Genomic DNA, 17479 nt, shown 5'->3' on the forward strand with positions numbered 1-17479 from the left:
CCTCCTTGTGATCGAAGGGAACCCTCCATGTCGAAGAGATCGGTCCTGCTCCGCGCCGCACTGGTCGCGACCGCCGCCACCGCGGCCGTCACCGCGCTCGCCGCCCCGGCGTCGGCCGCGCCGGGCAGTGCGACCAACAACGGCAAGACCCTCTCCGCCTCCAACGCCACCGGCCTCGCCTCCGCCGGCGAGACCATCACCATCACGGGCAGCGGCTACAGCTCCACTGAGGGCTACTACGTCGCGCTGTGCGCCGTGCCCGAGGACTACAGCTACGGCACCAAGCCGAGCCCGTGCGCGGGCGGCGACGGCCAGGGCGGCACCGGCGTCGGCCCGTCCTCCTGGGTCACCAACTTCCCCGGCGGTTCCTCGCCGATCGCCTCGAACGGCACGTTCACCACCCAGATCCGGATCGCCGCGGTCAACAGCGGCCTCGACTGTTCGGATCCGTCGGTCACCTGCGCCATCGTTTCCCGGCGCGACCACTTCGCGTCCAACAACCGGAACTCGGACGTCTTCATCCCGGTTTCGTTCTCCTGACGCGGGCCGTGGGGTAGGGCTCGCCCTACCCCACGATCGGCGGTCTGCCGGATCCTCCGCATCCCGGGAAAACCCTAACTTTCCAGGTATGTTCCGGATCGCGGCCCTCGCCGCCCTGCTGACGCTCACGACGGTCGTCACGGCTCCCGCCGCCCACGCGGCCACCCCGGCCTCCGCCGCGGGCGTTTTCGACGAGGTCATCCCTCGAAGCCTTGCCGAGCACCACATCCCCGGCGCCGCCGTGGTGGTCGTCGAAGGGGACAAGACCGTCTTTTCCGCGGGCTATGGAGTGTCCTCAATAGACACTCAGGCGAAGGTGGACCCGGAGCGCACCGGCTTCCTGATCAACTCGGTCGGCAAGTCGATCGCCGCCACGGCCGCGATGCAGCTGGTCGAACAGGGCAAGCTGGCGCTGGACGCCGACGTCAACACCTACCTGAAGTCGTTCCGGCTGCCTGACACCTTCCCCGGCCGTCCGGTCACGCTGTTCTCGCTGCTGACCCACACCGCGGGGTTCGAGGACCACGTGTACCGGATGTTCACCCCGCGCGACGAGAAGCTTCCGCCGCTCGCGGAACACCTGGCGACGGAGATCCCCACCCGCGTCCGGCCTCCCGGCGAGCACACCGCCTACTCGAACTACGGTTACGCCCTCACCGGACATCTCGTCGAACTCGCCTCCGGGCAGCCCTATGCGGATTACGTGCGTCAACACATCTTCGAACCGTTGGGAATGAAGAACAGCAGCGTCGCGCAGCCCACCCCGGACGTCTCGCCGGCCACCGGCTATCGCTGGGACGGCTCGGCGCAGGTCGTGCCGCCCGCGAACTTCGGCCCGGAACCGCCCGCGGGCGACGGGAATGTCGCCACCCCCGCGGACATGGGCCGCTACCTCTCCGCGAACCTCGTGCCGGGAACGTTCAGCCGCGACCTGCTCGACCAGATGCACGGCGCGCGGTTCCGCAACGATCCTCGTCTGACGGGGATGGGGTTCGGCTTCTCGGAACGGCGGTTGAACGGGCTGCGCCTGGTGGAGAAGACCGGTGACTCGCCGGGGTTCCTGAGCGTGCTGGAACTGATCCCGGAGAAGAACACCGGCGTGTACCTGGTGTTCAACGGCGGCGCGTTCTCCGGCGACGCCGCCGCGGTCACTTTCAAGGCCTTGAAGGCGTTCCTCGACCGGTTGCATCCCGCCGCATCCGTCTCCGCGCCGAAACCGCTCGCCGGGGACGTCTCACGGTTCGAAGGCAGCTACAACAGCACCCGGCTGGACTTCGACAGCTTCACGAAGGTCCGTGCGCTCGCGGGCGCCATCTCGGTGACCGCGGACGGTGACGGCGTGCTGACGACGTCCGGCCTCGGCGAAGGCATCCGGCGCTGGACACAGACCGAGCCCGGGTTGTTCACCGACGAGGGTGGCGAGCGGATCGCGTTCCGGGAGTCCGGCGGAGGGGTCCTGCTCTTCTCCGGCGACGACCCGAACTCCTCCTACGAACGCATGTCGTGGCTCGAATCGTCGTCCACACACCTGCTGATCCTCGGTATCGCGCTGCTGCTCCTGCTGGGCGCGCTGGCGTGGTGGCCGATCCGCGCGTTCGTCCGGCGCGGCCGGGAACGGCATCCGTCGGGCGCCCGGTTCGCGACCGTGGCCGCGTGGTCCGCGGCGCTCGCCGTCACCCTGTTCGTGGGCGGGTTCGCCCTGCTCATGAGTGACTTCAGCGGCGCCGCCGTCGCGCTGACGTCCGGACACTCCCCGTTGCTGAGCGTCACCTTGCTCCTGCCGAACGTCGTGTTGCTCCTCACCGGTGCCGCGGTCGTCTGCACGGCGCTCGCCTGGCTGCGCGGCTGGTGGAACACGTCCGCCCGCATCACCTACACGGTGATTTCCCTGGCACTGGCGGCCTTCCTCGGCGTGATCGCGTCCTATCACCTGGTGGGATTGCCCTATCTGGCTTGATGACCGCCGTCACATCGCCTTGACCTCCAGCTAACTGGAGCTAGCAGGGTGGGTTTCAAGCAGTCGGCCCAACGGGTACAGCTGCTGAGGACAGGTCGTTCCACCAGGGAAGAATGCGGCGCCCCAGTCGCCGCAAACGGGTGAAGACGACTAAGTTCGGTATTGGAAACTCGTGTCGAAATCAGAAGGAGGGCCAATGGCCCGCTACGAGCTGCCCGAACTCGACTACGACTACGCGGCCCTCGCGCCGCACATCTCGGGCGAGATCAACGAGCTGCACCACAGCAAGCACCACGCGACCTACGTCAAGGGCGCGAACGACACGCTCGACAAGATCGCCGAGGCCCGTGACGCCGGCAACTTCGGCGACATCGTCGGCCTGCAGACCACGCTGGCGTTCCACCTCGCGGGGCACGCCAACCACGTCGTGTGGTGGAAGATCCTTTCCCCGGAAGGCGGCGACAAGCCGACCGGCGAGCTGGCCTCCGCGATCGACGAGGCGTTCGGCTCCTTCGACAAGTTCAAGGCGCAGTTCACCGCGGTCGCCACCACGATCCAGGGCAACGGCTGGGCCGCGCTCTCCTGGGACCCGATCGGCAAGACGCTGATCACCCAGCAGCTGCGCGACCACCACAACAACCTGGTCCTGCCGACCACGCCGATCCTGCTGGTCGACGTCTGGGAGCACGCGTTCTACCTGGACTACAAGAATGTGAAGCCGAAGTACGTCGAGGCCCTGTGGAACATCTTCAACTGGGCCGAGATCTCCAAGCGGTTCGACAACGCCGTCGCCGGTGGCAACGGCCTGCTGCTCGGCTGACTTTCTCACCACGAAGCGGGGCCCTCCTTCCGGGAGGGCCCCGTTTTCGTTCGCTTGACCTCCAGCGAAGTCGAGGTGTCAAGGTGGACGTATGGACGTCGCCGCATACCTCGACCGCCTCGGACTCGACCGCCCCGCCACCGCGGACGTGGCCGCGCTGCGAGTGCTGCAGGAGCGCCATCTCGCGGTGGTGCCGTTCGAGAACCTGAGCATCCACCTCGGGGAACCGATCGTCCTGGACACCGAAGTGCTGTTCGACAAGATCGTGCGGCGGCGCAGGGGTGGCTTCTGTTACGAGCTGAACGGGCTCTTCACCGCCTTGCTGCGGGAACTGGGCTTCGACGCCACACTGAAGGCGGCGAAGGTCTTCCGCCCGGACGGCACCCTCGGGCCGCCGTTCGACCACGCGGCCATCCGCGTCGAACTCGACGAGCCGTGGCTGTCCGACGTCGGCTTCGGCAGCTTCAGCCGGTTCCCGCTGCGGCTGTCCGCCACCGAGGCGCAGGCCGACCCGGACGGCGAGTACCTGATCCTCGACGCGCCCTATGGCGATATCGACATCCTCCAGGACGGCAGGCCCCAGTACCGGCTCGAGCAGCGGTCACGGACGCTGGACGAGTTCGTCCCGACGTCGTTCTGGCAGTCGACGTCGCCGGACTCGCATTTCACGCGGGGGCCCGCCTGCTCGCTGCCGGGCAAGTACGGCCGGGTCACCCTGGCGGGTGACAAGCTGACCGTCACGACTCACGGCGTCCGCGAGGAGACCCGGCTTTCGAGTGATCAGGAGATTTTGGACGCCTACCGGAAGGAGTTCGGGATCGAACTCGTCCGGGTGCCGGTACGGCCTTGACCAGACGGGCGAGGTCGTCGACCATGAACCCCCGGAATGAACGAAGCCCCGCCTCCGGGGGTGACCCGGTTGCGGGGCTTCGTCCGTTCCCGAACTGACTGCCGCTCCCACCACGAAGCGGACATGTATGAGGTTAGCCTAACCTCATCTACCCCGGCAAGGGGTTCGCCTGAGAGACGCCGATCTCACCCTTCCGAGTGACGGCAAACTGTTCCCATGAGTCTTCTGAGCGGCAAGGCCGTGGTGATCACCGGCTCCGGACAGGGCCTGGGCAGGGCCTTCGCGCACCACGCGGCCGCACAGGGCGCCGCGGTCGTGGTGAACGACATCGAAGCCGGGCTCGCGGACGAAGTCGCGCGTGAGATCCGCGCACTGGGCGGGCGTGCGGTGTCCAATGGCGACTCGGTCGCCGACGCGGAACGGGCCGCCGGACTGATCGAGAAGTGCGTCACCGAGTTCGGCACGATCGACGGCCTGGTCAACAACGCCGGCGTCAACTACCGCGCCGAGCCGTGGGCGGACGACCCTGCCCGGATGCGCGAAGTGGTCGAGGTCAACGTGCTGGGCCCGCTGTTCTGCGGGACTGCGGCGGCGACCGTGATGCGCGCGCGGGGCGGCGGCGCGATCGTGAACGTCGGCTCAGGCTCGATGATCGGCCAGCGGCGCGCGGCCGCGTACTCGGCCTCGAAAGGCGCCGTCGCCTCCATGACCGCTTCCTGGGCGGCCGACCTGGCGGACCACGGCATCCGCGTCAACGCCGTCGCTCCGGTGGCCTGGACGCGGATGGCGCGGCGGGATCCGAGCGTCGTCCAGACCCCGGAGCACACCCCCGAGCGAGTGGCGCCGCTGGTGACCTACCTGCTCAGCGACCTTTCGGCGGAGGTGACCGGGCAGATCCTCCGGTTCCGCGGCGACATCCTGTGCGTCCTCCGCCAGACCGCGATCAAGGACCCGGTTCTCGAGCGGGACGCTTGGAGCGTCGAAGACATCGCGGACGCGGTGGGCGGGGACCTGCGGGAGGCGCTGGAGCCGCCTCCCTCGGCCCGGTGGCGGTGAGAGCTGCTGGGGTCGCCGCTTCTGGGGCCGGTGTCCTGAAGGCCACCTTTGAGACGGTGATCGTCTCAAAGGTGGCCTTCAGGACAGCCGAGCGCGACGCCCACCCATCGGGTCCACCGTTTTCGCCGGACAGCAAGCGCCCGACGGGCTAGCTTCACCCCGTGGCCACCCCGAACGACTACCGTGCCATCGCCCGCAAAACCGACCGTCCGATGTGGATCTGGGCGGGTTGCGCGCTGACGAGTGTCCTGTTGCTGTTCGGCGTGGGCATCTTCGTGGCGATCAGCCTGCTGAACAAGGACGACTCGAGCGCCGAGGCCGGCCTGCCGAAGGTCTGGCCGTCCCCCTCCGGGGAGGCACTCCGCCCGGTCCCGATGCCGACGGGCGAGATGGTGGCGGCGCTGACGGACGAAACCGGCGCACAGGTGCTGTGCCAGGTGATCCCGGAGCAACGCTGGGAGGAGATCCTCGGCGGCCGCACGCTCCGGGAGGTGGACGCGGCCTGCCATGCGGTCACCACGCAGCTCGACGTCAACGTGCGGATGGTCCCGAGGTTGCCCGAGGACACGAGCCGTCGCATGACCACCATCGCGGGCAAGGTCGCGGTCATCGCCGCCGACAAGGACAGCACCAACCTGAGCGTCGAACTGGTCGAGGTCACGCCGCGCAGCGGCGCGTCGCCGGTGCTGCACGTCTCCCTCCGCGGCAGGGGCCTCGAGGCTCCCGAGACCGAGGGCAAGGCGAAGGCACTCGCCGAAGCGTTGATCGCGGCCGCGATGCCGCCCGGACCGAAGTTGCCGAAAATCGGCGAGGGCGGCGAGATCGAGCCGGAACCGGTCGAAGCGGGACCGCTCAAAGACAAGCCGTACCCGGTGATGTCCTGGCTGCTGTGCGGAGAACTCGGCCGTGCGCTCGGTGTCCCCGCCGACAAAGCGAAGCCGACCTTCTTCGCCTCATGCGAGTTGAACGGCGCGACAGCGGACTACAGCGAGCTTTCCGCGACCGTCGCCCCGACCACGACCATCGCCGGACTGCCCGCTCAGGTCGACCGGCGAGGTGTCGTCGTGCAGCTCACCGACGACCCGTCCGGCAAGACGCTGAAGTTCGCGGGCACCGGCGATATCCGAGCACTCGCCGAAAAGATGGTGCCGCCGCTCGTGGGCCGCTAGGCGCGATGGTTCGAGATGACCCGAGTGTCGGCGTCGCGAAAGTGGCTTTCGCAACACGACTCTCCGCCGCACCACACCTAAGCGCGATAGTTCGACAGGAGGTCACGGAGCAGGGTCTCGTACGCCTTCCGGTCGAAACGGGCCCCGGTGAACTTGTACTCCTCCGAAGGATCGAGCGGTTCGTAGTCGTACTGCCAGTCGAAAGCCCGCCACTCGACCACGTCATCACCGAAGACGACCTCGACGCTGTAACCACCGCAGCCGAGATCACCGCACAGCGGGCAGAACAGCAACGCGACCCGTCCGTCGTCGAAATCGCCCGGCAGGTCGCCGAGCAGACGGCAAAGCGTCTCGACGGCCGACTCGCGCCACCTGTCGTCGTCCAGGAACAACGGCGTCTGATGCTGGGTGGGAACCATGTCGCGCAACGCGACACCGTCGATCGTCCAGTCCAGGAACCGGGCCTCACCGTCGTTCCACCGCGTCACCGACGGTTCGACACCGAGTTCGTTCACACCCGCTCCCTCTTCAGCACGCGCAGCCCGTTCCCGAACCGCCGCACCGGCAAACTCACCCCACCGCGCCGGATCAGCACGACGGCGCACACTACCGCGGCGAGCGCGGAGATCGCACCACCGATGTAGAACGGCGAGCGACCGCCGAAGGCGTCGGCCATCCAACCGGTCATCGGGCCGCCGATGGGGTTCCCGCCGATCAGCACCAGGACGTACAGGCCCATCACGCGGCCGCGCATCTCCGGGCTGACGGCGGTCTGCACCAACGCGTTCGCCGTGTTGAGGAAGGTGATCGTGGCGTAGCCGAGCGGGATCAGCGCGAGTCCGAAGGTCAGGTACGTCGGCATGAACGCGGTGACCACCTCGAAAGCACCGAGCAGGAACGCCGAGATCAGCAGCAGCCGCACACGCGGACCGCCGCGGGTGTTGCGGCGGGCCGACATCAGCGCGCCGGTGAAGGTGCCGACGGCCGCCAGCGTCGACAGGAGCCCGTAGCCGTCGGCGTTGGTGTGGAAGACGTTCGCGGCGACGATCGGCAGCGAGGTGAAGTACGTGATGCCGAACGTGCTCACGAAGAACACCAGCACCATCACGGTCATCAGGTCACTGCGCCGCCGGACGTAGCGCAGTCCTTCGACCAGTTGCCCCTTCTCACGCGGGATGGCCGGGCCGCGGAAGAGCTTGTCCGGGTTCATCATCACCAGCGCGGCGATGACGGCGCCCGTGCTCACCGCGTTCGCCATGAACAGCCAGCCCGTGCCGACCCAGGTGATCGCGAAGCCCGCGATGGCCGGGCCGACGATCCTGGCCATGTTGAAGATCGAGGAGTTGAGCGCGACGGCGTTGGTGACCTTGTCCCTGCCGACCATCTCGGCGACGAACGACTGCCGCGCGGGCACTTCCAGCGACGCCGTACAGCCCAGGGTGAGACAGAGGAGATACACGTGCCAGAGCGCCGCGACCCCGCTCAGGTCGAGGGCACCGAGGACGACCGCCTGCGCCAGCACGGCGATCTGGATGCCGATCAGGAGCCGCCGCTTGTCGACGCGGTCCGCCAGCACCCCCGCCCACAGCGAGAGGAACAGTGTCGGCGCGAACTGCAGCGCGACCGCGATGCCGAGCGCGATCGGATCGTTGCCGCTGAGGGTGAACACCAGCCAGTCCTGCGCGATGCGCTGCATCCAGGTGCCGATGTTCGAGATGACCTGGCCGGTGAAGAAGAGCCGGTAGTTGCGGACCCGCAGCGACGAGAACATGCTCGCGCGCGGCTTCTCACGCGTAGGTGGTGGAGCGGGTTCCCGGGTAGCGGCGGTCTTGGAAGGACACTGTGTTTCGCTACCCGTGGTCGTCACCGCTGTTAGTTCCCCGCCATCCTGTCGATGATCTCGGCGGCGCGAGAGAGCACTTCGCGTTCCTCCGCGCTCAACTCCGCCAATTGCTTGTCCAGCCAGATCTCCCGCGCGGTGATCTGCTCGACCACGTAGGCCCGGCCGCGGTCCGACAACTCGACGATGGCCTGGCGGCCGTCGGTCGGATGCGGCCTTCGCTCGACGTAACCCATCTCCTCGAGCGCGGCGATCACCCTCGTCATCGAGGGCGGCTGGACGCCTTCCTTCGCGGCGAGCTGGCCAGGGGTCAGCGCACCGCATTTGTGCAGCGTGGACAGCGCGGACACCTGTGTCAGCGAGATGCCGTCACTGGCGCGCTGTGCCCGTAGCCGGCGATTGAGCCGCACCACCGCGAGACGCAGGCGGCTCGCCAGTGAGCGCTCGTGCGTGTCTCCGGACATATAGTTAGCATACCTCACGATCGGATCATCGGCCCGTGAGATCGCCCACGGATGGCATAACCGCTGGTCAGTTGAACGCGGCCTGGATCGGCCCGACGGCGAAGTAGGCCAGGAACATCACCGCGATACCCCACATCAGCGGGTGGATGCCCTTCGCCCTGCCGGAGACCGCGCGGAGCACGACGTAGCTGACGAAGCCCGCGCCGATGCCGTTCGCGATCGAGTAGGTGAACGGCATGACCACGATGGTCAGGAACGCGGGGAGGGCGACGGTGAAGTCGGAGAAGTCGATCTCCTTGACCTGGCTCATCATCAGCGCGCCGACGACGACCAGCGCCGGAGCCGCGGCCTCGACCGGGACGACCTGGTAGAGCGGGGTCAGGAACATCGCCGCGATGAAGAGCACGCCGGTGACGATGTTCGCGAGCCCGGTCCTGGCGCCCTCGGCGATCCCGGACGCGGACTCGACGAAGACGGTGTTCGAACTCGACGACGCGAAGCCACCCGCCACCGCGGCGGTGCCGTCGACGAACAGGGCCTTGCCGACGTTCGGGAGCTTGCCGTCCGCCGGCATGAGGTCGGCCTCCTTGGCGAGTCCGGTCATCGAGCCCATGGTGTCGAAGAAGTCGGCCAGCACCAGCGTGAACACCAGCAGCACGACGGTGATGATCGGCAGCCGTGTCCAGGCACCGAACGAGATGTCGCCGACCAGCGAGAGATCCGGCAGACCCAGGACCTGATCGGGCAGCGCCGGGTAGCCGAGGTTCCAGCCCTGCGGGTTGACGCCCTTCGACGGGCCGACCTTCGTGATCGCCTCGATGACGATCGCCAGCACGGTCGAGCCGAGGACACCGATCAGGATGGCGCCCTTGACCCGCTTCGCCACCAGGATGCCGGTGAGCAGCAAGCCGACCACGAACACCACCGTCGGCCACGAAGCGATCGAGCCGTTGATGCCGAGGCCGACCGGCACGGTGGTCTTCGCGTCATCCGGGACGCGACGGACGAATCCCGCGTCGACCAGGCCGATCAGGCAGATGAACAGGCCGATGCCGACCGCGATCGCCGATTTCAGCGGCGGCGGCACGGCGTTGAACACCGCTGTCCGGATACCGGCGAAGACCAGCAGGACGATGACCAGACCCTCGATCACCACCAGGCCCATCGCTTCGGGCCAGGTCATCTGGGAGGCGAAGGTGACCGCGATCAGGCTGTTGATGCCGAGACCGGTGGCGATGGCGAACGGGTAGTTCGCGACCAGCCCCATGATGATCGTCAGCACACCGGCGACCAGCGCGGTCACCGCCGCGACCTGCGGCACGGGGAGGATGTTGCCGAGGACGTCCTTGTGCGCGCCCGCGTCGTCGGCGGCGAAACTGCCGATGATCAGCGGGTTGAGGACGACGATGTACGCCATCGTGAAGAAGGTGACGATCCCGCCGCGGACCTCACGCCCCGGTGTCGAGCCGCGCTCGCTGATCTTGAAATACCGGTCCAGTGTGGACCGGGTGCGCTGCTCCGCCATCGCGTACCACCCTTCGCCCGTTGCCGGGTACCCTTCCCCACGTGGGCGAATCGATCAATTCCGGGGAAGTAAACGGTTCATTGCGGCCAACGCCGGAGCTGCCGAAGAGGCTGACCGACCTGACGCCGGTCGTGATCGTAGGTACCTCGCTGTGGGCCGTCGCGACCGTGGTCCTGTTCTTTGTGACCGACGGCATCTGGGTGCAGACGGCCTTCTCCGGCCTCGTGCTCGGCTTCATCGGCCTCGCGATCATCGCCTGGCAGCGCGCGGCCGCCCGGCGCGGCTCGAAGAGCGCCCAACGCCTTTAGTCCTCACGTTCAGCGCCTCTGAGTTTTCCGCGTTCAGCGCCTCTGAGCTTTCCCGCGTTCAGCGCCTCTGAGTTCGCGGGGATGTTGTGAAAGCGACTTTCGCAACCTTCAACGTTGTGAAAGTCGCTTTCACAACACCTCCCACCGGGCGTCCCGGAGCCGACGGGTGTCGCGAAAGCCACTTTCGGGACACCTGATGTCCCGAAAGTGGCTTTCGCGACATCAGGAGCCGGAACGCGGGCGAGTGCGGCAACACGACACCTTTGAAGTTCCCGCCATTAGTCCTCTGGATGCGGTACTTGCGCGTGCAAGGACCGCATCCAGAGGACGAAACGCGTCAGTTCAGGAGCGCCGAGGGAGAAGGGTCTTCGAGCAGGGCCGTGAGGACGTGCCTGTCGGCCCATCGGTCCGTGGCCCAGGCGAACGCTCGCGCGAGGCCCTCGGGAGTGTCGGCGGCGTGCAGCCTGCCGTCGGACCACCAGGCGACCTCGTGCTCCGCGTCCTCGAAAGTCACCGTCAGCGCCTCGTGCAGCAGCACTCCGCCGTCGGGAGGCTCGACACCCAGTTGATCGGCGGCCAGCCGAAGCGCGGAAAGCTCCGTCCACGGCACGTACTCGCCGTCTTCGGTGACTTTGGCGTCGAGACCGCTCGCCACCGGAAGGTCCAGCAACTCCGCCAGCGCACCGGCACCGCTCGCCGAGACGACCATCCGCTCCGGCGCCAGCACGGCGGCGAACCACGGCACGTCGAGGACGACGGCGTCGCGAGCGTCGGCGGCCGAACCGTCCGCGACCCGGACACGATCCGGCGCCGCGACGTCCACTGTGTACTCCGCGAGCGCCGCATGCGCCCTGGACGCGAGGCCCGGGCTCACCTTGCGCTCGGGGTCGCCTAACCGGTCCAAGAGATCTTCGACGTCTTCGGCGTCCGTTCCCAGTTCCGTCCGGACCCCGGCGGCGAGCAGGATCTCGTTGCTCAGCCCCGAATCCGGGACGACGTCGTAGAGCCCGGCCAGCGCGGCGGCTTCCGGCATCCGCCAGTCGAGCGGCGCGTGCCCGTCCAGCAGCGCGTACCGCGCGAGCCACCAGCCGGTGTGCCCGCCGGGTTCGGTGAGGGCACGCCAGGTTTCGGGGCGGGACGCGAGCAGGCGCAACGCCTCCGGCCACGCGTCGTCGCCGACGAGGTCGAGGTCGCGTACGGCCAGCACCCGGGACGGCGGGCGTTCCCGCGAGTCCCACCAGTCGTGCTCTTCGGGCAGGCCGTGTTCGGGTTCCAGCGGATCGTCGTCGGTGATGATCGCGAAGGAATCGAGTACACCGACAGCGACGAGCGTGCCCACCGGCCAGTCCTCGGCGAATTCCTCGTCCAGCACGGACAAAGCGCCGTCTTCTTCGAACACCTCGGGGTCGAAGATGTCACCGAGCGGCGAGGTGGGCAGGACGAGTTCGTCCGCGCGCCGCCAGCCGTCCTCACTCGGCAGGGCCAGCGCACCCGCCCAGTCCGGGGCCTCGTCACCGACCTCGGCGATCAGGCGGAGCACCGCTCCCGCGAGCGCCATACCGTCCAAACCGGACCGGACGTCTTCGACACTTCGCTCGACGGCGGCGCTCAGCGCGTCGGCTCCGAGCAGGTCGCTCGCCTCGGAGTGCTTGGCGCCCAAGCGTTCCAGCAGCGGATGTGCCGCGACCGGATGCACGAGCCGGAGCCCGATGATGTCCACATCGGACAGGAGTTCGAGCAGTTCCGCCGATCCGCCGACGAGCAGCGCGTCGCGCACGCCGGGCAGGGTGCGGCCGTCCGACATCGGCACCGGCAGGGCGCCGAGGTCGTCCTTGGCGACGTCATGCGCTTCGAGCGCCGGGAGCAGCACGTCGTAAAGCGAGTGCCACCACGAGGGCTCGCGCTGGACGCCGGTGAGCAGCTCGATGGCCTCGGCGGACGAAAGCGCCTGCGCGCCGACGGCGCGAAGGTCCACACCGGACAGCGAAACCAGTCCGGGTACGAGATCGGCCAGCAGCGGCGCGAGACCCGGCACGTCGACCGACAGGACCCGCGCTTGACGCCCCGGCAAGTCGTCACCTGTTTGCGCGGGAAGCCAAGGCGAGCTCGCGAGGTTCTCGAGGATGGCCTCGCGCAGCGTTCCGTCCACAGTGGACCGCGGGAATCCGCCACCGGGTACGAGCGCCAGGCGTTCGGCCGCGGGCAGGGAACAGACGAGATCGACGTACTCCCGCGCGGCGTTCTTCAGCGCCGCCGTCAGCTCCGGGCCCGGCAGCGCGCGACGGCGGGACGGCTCGATCGGCAGCGTCGCGATCAGCCGCGCGGGCAGGGAAAGCTCGTCGTCGGTGGGGGTCGGCGCGTGCAGGACGTCTTCGCCGAGCGGCCGCGGCGAACCGGCTTCGTCCAGCGGGACCGCCCACACGACGTCGCCGCGATGGACCTGCCAGTGCTCGGCGGAACCGTCCGGCGACGAGAGTCCGACGACGCCGTCGCCGAGATCGGCGCGGCGCCACACGCCGCCCTCGATCTCGATGCTTTCCAGCCAGGACAAGGTGAGCAGCAGGTCGCCGATGTCGTTCTTCAGATCCGCCAGCAGGGCGGGGACGTCGACACCCTCGCGCACCGGAAGCCGGACCTCGGTGGTGAAACCCTCAGGTGTGGGCGGTTCGCCGTCCGAGACCGGCCACGGAAGCCGGAGAACGGGGACGTCTCCGGTGCGGGCGGCTTCGGCTCGCGTGCGGTCCGCGGAGAACGCGACCCCGCCGGTCGCAGAAACGATCCGCGGTTCGGCGGAAACCGTGAGCACGGCCGCGAAGCCGACGCCGAAGCGGCCGACAGTCTCGTCGCCCTTGCCGGAAGCACGAAGGGAGGCAAGGGATTCGACGCCGCGGGCATCCAACGGAGCGCCCGTGTTCGCGAACCTCAGCTCACCGTCCACAACGGACACTCGGAGCCTGCCGCGTTCACCGGCGGCCAGCGCGGCGTCGGCGGCGTTCTGCGCCAGTTCGACGAACAGCCGGTCCCGGTAGCCGCCGACGCGCAGATCGTTCTCGGTGTTCGTGTCCTCGGTGAACCGCGTCGGCGAATCCGCCCACGCGCGCAGGACGGCGGCGCGTAACCGCTCGGTGCCGAACGGGTCAGTGCTCACTGGCGCTTTCGGCTTCTACCTGCGCTTCGTCGGCGGTTTCCGGCGCGTCGGCCGAGACGGCGACGGCCTCGGGTTCGACCTCCGGCTGGACCTCGGCGGTCTCGGGGACCTCGACCACGGGGGCCTCGGACTCGTCGACGACCGTGCCCTCGGCGGGCTCGGCCGCGACGGGCTCTGGGAGCTCGGCCGCGACGGGCTCGGCGGGGGCCTCCGGCGCGGTCTCGAAGTCGATCAGCGAGTCGTCGTAGACCAGCTCGGCCACCGGCACCGACGAGGTCACCTCGACCTCGATCTCGGAGTGCGCGCCGCAGCCGTACTCGATGTCGACGACGTGACCGTCCGCCGGGGAGATGTCATTGGTGCAAGCGCCGAAGGCCGCGCTGAGCGACCCCGCGAGCGACACGAAGAACCCGCAGCTCCCGCAGACGTCCGGCGCGCTGCGCGCCATGTCCGACCGCGGGCCGAACTCGCCACCGTGCCAGCGGGCGGCGGCGTCGAGCCTGCCGTGCCGGGACAGCACGTGGACCCGGCCGAGACCGGTCTCCTTGGCGACCGCTTCGACCGCGGGGTCGTCGGACTCCAGGTACGCCGGGGCGAGCCGAGGGTCGTCCTTCTCCACCGGGAAGATGTCGCCGACGCCGAGGTCGCCCGCCTGCACGCGGCGATCCCACGGCACCCACGCCGGGGCGACCCGCGCGTCCGGACCGGGGATGAGCACGACCTCGCTGACCGTGATCGGCTCGTCGTCACCGGCGAGCGCGACCGTCACCGACCAGCGCCAGCCTCGATAACCCGTCACGGTCGCCTCGAACAGGTGGCTCGCGGAAACCGCGTCCTCCCGGTCGACGCCGACGTGCGCGCCGACCTGTTCGGCACCGGCGTCCTCCAGCACCGCCGCGCGGGCGAGATCGACCGCCTCGGCGAGTTTGCGCTGGATAGAGCCGTCGTCCAGGGTCAACAGCAGGGTCATGCCCCCATTCTGCCGCACGCGATATCGCGGTCCGTGTCAGGCTGTCCGCGTGCGCACGCTGATGACCACCTCGCTCCTGCTGGCCGCCGTCCTCGGTGGCTGTGCCGCCGCGCCGGTGAGCGATGCCGCCCCGCCCGCGCCCGAGAAACTCGAGGTGCGGGTGCTCTCGTCCTTGCCCCATGACCCGGGCGCCTTCACCCAGGGCCTCGAGTTCTCCGGCGAGACGCTGTACGAGGGAACGGGCCTGGTCGGGAAGTCGTCGATGCGGGCGGGCCAGGCGGGCGCGGCGCCGTCGGTCCGGCGGGAACTGCCCGGCCTGTTCGGCGAGGGCATCACAGTGCTCGGGCCGACGGCCTGGCAGATCACCTGGCAGGACGGTGTCGCGATCGAACGCGACGCCAAGACGCTGGCCGAGCTCAGGCGCGTGAACTACACCGGCGAGGGCTGGGGCTTGTGCCACCAAGACGGCCGGCTGGTGATGAGCGACGGCTCGTCGAAGCTGACTTTCCGCGACCCGGCGACCTTCGCGCCGACAGGCAGCGTCGACGTCGGGCGCGACCAGCTGAACGAACTGGAATGCGTCGGGGACTCGGTGTACGCGAACGTCTGGCAGACGGACCGGATCCTGCGGATCGACGCCGCGTCCGGGCGCGTGACCGGCGAGATCGACGCGTCGGGGCTGCTCGACGCGAGCGAGAAGAGCTCCGCGGACGTCCTCAACGGTATCGCGGCGGTGCCGGGGACGGACGAATTCCTGATCACCGGCAAGCTCTGGCCCAAGATGTTCAGGGTGAAGTTCGTCCCGGCCGCCTAGAAAGCAGTGGTGAACGCGCGCGGCGGGTCCCGCGTAAGGCAGGATTGACTGGTGGGAATCTTCGGCTCGAACTCTGGACCCGACGGCACGCGTTCCGGCCGGTCGGGCAAGGAGCGCGGCCGCAAGAGCAAGCGGAAGTGGACGCCGGAGCCCGGCGCGCCCCAGGCGCGCAGCTGGTCCGCGCCGCCGCCGACCAGGGTCGACCAGCAGCCGGTCCCGCCGCGCCCGGCCCGCCCGCAGCCCCAGTACCAGCCACATCCGGCCGGGCCGACAGCCGACGAGGCGCGCACCGGCGCGATCCCGATGGGCCACCACCAGCCTCCACCGCCCCCTCCGAGGACACCACCGACACCACCGACACCGCCGCAAACACCGCCCCGCGGCGCTCGGCCGTACCCGGATCCTTCGCAGCGGCAGACCGAACCCGTCCGGCGTCGTCCCGGCGGGTTCTACGACGAGCACGCGCCGGGCAGCGGCGAGTACGACCACTACGACACGGGCGGCTACGCGGGCGAGCCGCGTGAAGCGCCGGAGCCTCCGCACGAGAACCCGACGACCGCGGTTCCGCCGCGGGCGGGCTCCCTGCCGAAGATGCCGAAGAAGATCACCGTCACCCGGGTCGCGGCGATGCGCAGCCGTCAGCTCACCGGGCAGGCCGTGGGGGCGTTCCAGCGCGCGACGAAAGCGGACGGTGCCGACAAGTCGGGCCTGACTTCGCTGACGTACGCGGTGATGCTGAACTACGCCAGCGACGCCGCGATGGCGATCGCGCTGGCCAACACCCTGTTCTTCGCCGCGACCAGCGGGGAGAGCAAGGGCAAGGTCGCGCTCTACCTGCTCATCACGATCGCCCCGTTCGCGCTGGTCGCGCCGGTGATCGGGCCGGCGCTGGACAAGATCCAGCGCGGCCGCAGGCTCGCGATGTGCGTGTCTTCGGCTGGTCAAGCGCTGATGGCCGTCGTGATGGCGCTCCATTTCGACGACTGGCTCCTGTACCCGGCGGCGCTGGGCATGATGGTGCTGTCGAAGTCGTTCACCGTGCTCAAGGCGGCGGTGACACCCCGGGTGCTGCCACCCGAGATCACCCTGTCGAAGACGAACGCCCGGCTCACCGTGTTCGGCCTGGTCGCCGCCGGCGCGTTCGGCGCGCTGGCGAGCGGTGTCAACGCGATCTGGGGTTCTTCGGGCGCGTTGTGGTTCACCGTGCTGATCTGCGTCGCGGCCGCCGTGCAGTCGATGCGGATCCCGTCGTGGGTCGAGAAGACCGAGGGCGAGGTGCCCGCTTCGCTGTCCGCGCATCCGGAGCGGCGGGTCAAGAAGCAGCGGCAGCCGATGGGGCGGCATATCGTCGTCTCGTTGTGGGGCAACGGTTCCGTCCGGGTGCTGACCGGGTTCCTGATGATGTTCTCCGCGTTCGCGGTGAAGGCGCAGACCGAGGGCAGCGGGCAGAGCCCGTTCAACCAGCTGCTGCTGCTCGGCATCATCGGCGCCGCGGCCGGTGCCGGCGGGTTCCTCGGGAACGCGCTGGGCTCGCGGCTGCACTTCGGCAAACCGGATCAGGTGATCCTGGCCTGCGTCGGCGCCTGTCTTGGCATGTCGGTCATCGCCACCGTGGCGGCCGGGCTGGCGACGGCGGCGATCGTCGCGCTCGTCGGCGCGACCGCGAGCGCGCTGGCGAAGATCAGTCTCGACGCCGTCATCCAGGAAGACCTGCCGGAGGAGTCACGCGCTTCGGCTTTCGGCCGGTCGGAGACCGTGCTGCAGATGTGCTGGTGCTTCGGCGGTGCCGTCGGCCTGCTGCTGCCGCCGACCTACTGGATCGGGTTCCTGGTGCTGTCGATCCTGCTGGCCGTCGGGTTCACGCAGACGTTCATGGTCCGGCGCGGCACTTCGCTGATCCCCGGCCTCGGCGGCGACCGCCCGCTGCGCCCGGACCCGACCAGCGAATCGCCCATCCCGTCGGAGGCCGGTGACTCCCGGTGGCGGCCTAGCTCGTAATCTTCACCGTATGCGGCGAC

At 69.0% G+C, this 17479-nt stretch carries 15 protein-coding genes; 9 read left to right on the forward strand and 6 right to left on the reverse strand.

The features are described 5' to 3' along the window. The first annotated feature begins 27 nt into the window (after positions 1-27). The 6 genes from HDA45_RS16420 to HDA45_RS16445 all read left to right on the forward strand — a co-directional run bounded on the left by HDA45_RS16420 (position 28) and on the right by HDA45_RS16445 (position 6392). Positions 28-540, forward strand: coding sequence for a hypothetical protein (locus HDA45_RS16420; RefSeq protein ID WP_184896245.1), 513 nt, complete (start codon positions 28-30; stop codon positions 538-540). An 88-nt stretch (positions 541-628) separates the two neighbouring features. Next, positions 629-2497, forward strand: a complete 1869-nt coding sequence (locus HDA45_RS16425; RefSeq protein WP_184896247.1) for a serine hydrolase domain-containing protein — start codon at positions 629-631, stop codon at positions 2495-2497. 196 nt (positions 2498-2693) lie between these two features. After that, a complete protein-coding gene (locus HDA45_RS16430; RefSeq protein ID WP_184896249.1) occupies positions 2694-3317 on the forward strand; it encodes a superoxide dismutase in 624 nt (207 codons plus the stop codon). 91 nt (positions 3318-3408) lie between these two features. Further along, a complete protein-coding gene (locus HDA45_RS16435) occupies positions 3409-4167 on the forward strand; it encodes an arylamine N-acetyltransferase family protein (protein WP_184896251.1) in 759 nt (252 codons plus the stop codon). A 216-nt stretch (positions 4168-4383) separates the two neighbouring features. Beyond that, positions 4384-5223, forward strand: coding sequence for an SDR family NAD(P)-dependent oxidoreductase (locus HDA45_RS16440; RefSeq protein WP_184896253.1), 840 nt, complete (start codon positions 4384-4386; stop codon positions 5221-5223). A 161-nt stretch (positions 5224-5384) separates the two neighbouring features. Continuing rightward, positions 5385-6392: a hypothetical protein gene (locus tag HDA45_RS16445; protein ID WP_184896255.1), complete on the forward strand. Its 1008-nt coding sequence runs from the start codon at positions 5385-5387 to the stop codon at positions 6390-6392. Between the two features lie 77 nt (positions 6393-6469). Here the strand turns inward: HDA45_RS16445 and HDA45_RS16450 are convergent, their stop codons facing one another. From HDA45_RS16450 to HDA45_RS16465, 4 genes are all read right to left on the reverse strand, one after another. Then, on the reverse strand, positions 6470-6907 hold the full coding sequence (locus HDA45_RS16450; protein ID WP_184896257.1) for a hypothetical protein: 438 nt from the start codon (positions 6905-6907) through the stop codon (positions 6470-6472). Then, complete coding sequence (locus HDA45_RS16455) at positions 6904-8163, reverse strand: MFS transporter (RefSeq protein WP_184896259.1); 1260 nt, start codon at positions 8161-8163, stop codon at positions 6904-6906. Before HDA45_RS16455 ends, HDA45_RS16450 begins: the two co-directional genes overlap by 4 nt. A gap of 101 nt (positions 8164-8264) precedes the next feature. Beyond that, positions 8265-8696, reverse strand: a complete 432-nt coding sequence (locus HDA45_RS16460; RefSeq protein WP_184896261.1) for a MarR family winged helix-turn-helix transcriptional regulator — start codon at positions 8694-8696, stop codon at positions 8265-8267. Between the two features lie 67 nt (positions 8697-8763). Next, positions 8764-10221 (reverse strand): NCS2 family permease, encoded by a 1458-nt coding sequence (locus HDA45_RS16465; protein WP_184896263.1) that lies wholly within the window; start codon positions 10219-10221, stop codon positions 8764-8766. Positions 10222-10301: 80 nt separating this feature from the next. Here HDA45_RS16465 and HDA45_RS16470 point away from each other — a divergent pair, with 80 nt between their 5' ends. Continuing rightward, complete coding sequence (locus HDA45_RS16470; RefSeq protein ID WP_101610871.1) at positions 10302-10529, forward strand: DUF2530 domain-containing protein; 228 nt, start codon at positions 10302-10304, stop codon at positions 10527-10529. 337 nt (positions 10530-10866) lie between these two features. On the opposite strand, the gene HDA45_RS16475 is transcribed toward HDA45_RS16470, so the two are convergent. Next, complete coding sequence (locus tag HDA45_RS16475) at positions 10867-13677, reverse strand: sacsin N-terminal ATP-binding-like domain-containing protein (RefSeq protein WP_184896265.1); 2811 nt, start codon at positions 13675-13677, stop codon at positions 10867-10869. Beyond that, on the reverse strand, positions 13667-14647 hold the full coding sequence (locus tag HDA45_RS16480; RefSeq protein WP_184896267.1) for a DUF3027 domain-containing protein: 981 nt from the start codon (positions 14645-14647) through the stop codon (positions 13667-13669). The genes HDA45_RS16475 and HDA45_RS16480 overlap by 11 nt, the downstream gene beginning before the upstream one ends. 49 nt (positions 14648-14696) lie before the next feature. Here HDA45_RS16480 and HDA45_RS16485 point away from each other — a divergent pair, with 49 nt between their 5' ends. Together HDA45_RS16485 and HDA45_RS16490 are read left to right on the forward strand one after the other, a co-directional pair. Continuing rightward, complete coding sequence (locus HDA45_RS16485; protein WP_184896269.1) at positions 14697-15461, forward strand: glutaminyl-peptide cyclotransferase; 765 nt, start codon at positions 14697-14699, stop codon at positions 15459-15461. A 51-nt stretch (positions 15462-15512) separates the two neighbouring features. Beyond that, positions 15513-17459, forward strand: coding sequence for an MFS transporter (locus HDA45_RS16490; protein WP_184896271.1), 1947 nt, complete (start codon positions 15513-15515; stop codon positions 17457-17459). Positions 17460-17479: the final 20 nt, after the last annotated feature.

The organism is Amycolatopsis umgeniensis (assembly GCF_014205155.1).
GTDB classification, from domain to species: Bacteria; Actinomycetota; Actinomycetes; order Mycobacteriales; family Pseudonocardiaceae; genus Amycolatopsis; species Amycolatopsis umgeniensis.